This is a genomic window from Sulfitobacter sp. HI0129 (genome assembly GCF_001635395.1).
GTDB lineage: Bacteria > Pseudomonadota > Alphaproteobacteria > Rhodobacterales > Rhodobacteraceae > Sulfitobacter.
The window spans coordinates 1-1,137 of record NZ_LWGH01000615.1 but is presented as its reverse complement, the minus strand read 5'-3'; the positions used below and the strand labels follow the sequence as shown (position 1 = coordinate 1,137).

The window sequence follows — 1,137 nt, the reverse complement described above, 5'->3', positions numbered from 1 at the left end:
GCGGTCTTCGTCGTCGACGACGCGCAAGGTACAGTCCGGGCCGGTCCAGCGCCACAGAACGGTGTTGAGATCACCGGCAACGGCCCCCTTGGCGTAGCTGCGGATCAGGAGGCCCGCGAAGCCATCGGCGATGAGGCGCGCGGCGAAATCCTGCGTGGGCACGGGCTGGCCCCCCAGCATCCGGGCGCGCCAAGCGGGATCGGCGAGGGTGCTTTCGGATATGCCGTGCCGGGCCAGCGCCGCCGGATCGCGCGTGTCGAAGACGGGGCCGAGGTCGGCGGTGTAGGAGACCAGAACGGTGGGTTGCAGGTGCCCGACCTGATTGGCTTCGCGCAGGGCGACGGCGGGGTCGAGCGCGGTGTAGAGGGCAGGGGTGCCCTTGGCGTTGAAGCGCCCGCCGTAATGTTCCGCGCCGCGCCCCGAAAGCGGGTCGCGCGCATAGACGGGGTTGAGGGCGCGGTAGAGCGGCCCGGTGAGGCGCCCGTTTTTCAGGGGCATCAGGCAAAGACGCCAGCGTCTACCGCGTCGATATATTCGAGCACCTGCTGCGCCTTGCCTTCCTGCACAAGCTGCATCGCGGTGCGGCCGTCAAAGCCGGGCAGGGGCTCGGACCGGTACCAGGCATAGGCCATCAGCTCCGAGCCGAAGCGGGGTTCCACCTTGTTGAGGACCTCGACCAGCTCGCGCAGGCGGCGCTGGGTCTTGTCGGAGCTGATGCGCGTGCGCCGCTGGAGCGCGTCCTTGCCCAGACCGACGGTGAGGGCGATTTCTTCGGCGGAGGTACGCAGCGCGGCGGCGATCTTGCGCGGCTCGAACTGGCCGCCTTCGGCAAAGTTCACGAGGTGCATGATGGGCTCCATACGGTGGATATGACGGTATATAGCGTCAAAATAGCCGAATTACAAGGGGGAGTGCAGGGCGCCGCCTTTGCTTGGGGCGGTGGGTTGATCAAGCGGATGTAGGCGCCCGCAACTTTGCCCGTGGTACATGTTGTATGATTTTGTAAGTTTTTCGGAACAAAGCCCCACCCGCGTGGATTGAACCAGAGCCTCGGAAATTCAGTGGAATCATGAGATGCCAAAAAAACCCGATCTTTCCCGCAGACGACTGATCACCTTTACGCCCGTGGCGGGGGCG

General features: G+C 65.3%; 2 protein-coding genes. Both read right to left on the bottom strand.

Going from position 1 to position 1,137, the window contains the following annotated elements; translation table 11 throughout:
* The coding region (locus A3764_RS16120) for an RES family NAD+ phosphorylase (protein ID WP_067951772.1) at positions 1-498 on the bottom strand (498 nt) is incomplete at its 3' end.
* A complete protein-coding gene (locus A3764_RS16115; protein WP_067923924.1) occupies positions 498-848 on the bottom strand; it encodes an MbcA/ParS/Xre antitoxin family protein in 351 nt (116 codons plus the stop codon). The genes A3764_RS16120 and A3764_RS16115, both read right to left, overlap by 1 nt.
* Positions 849-1,137 lie beyond the last annotated feature (289 nt).

Excerpts from the sequence above, each read along its gene's own strand:
- A3764_RS16115 (WP_067923924.1), bottom strand. The coding sequence starts at position 848 with ATGCACCTCGTGAACTTTGCCGAAGGCGGCCAGTTCGAGCCGCGCAAG.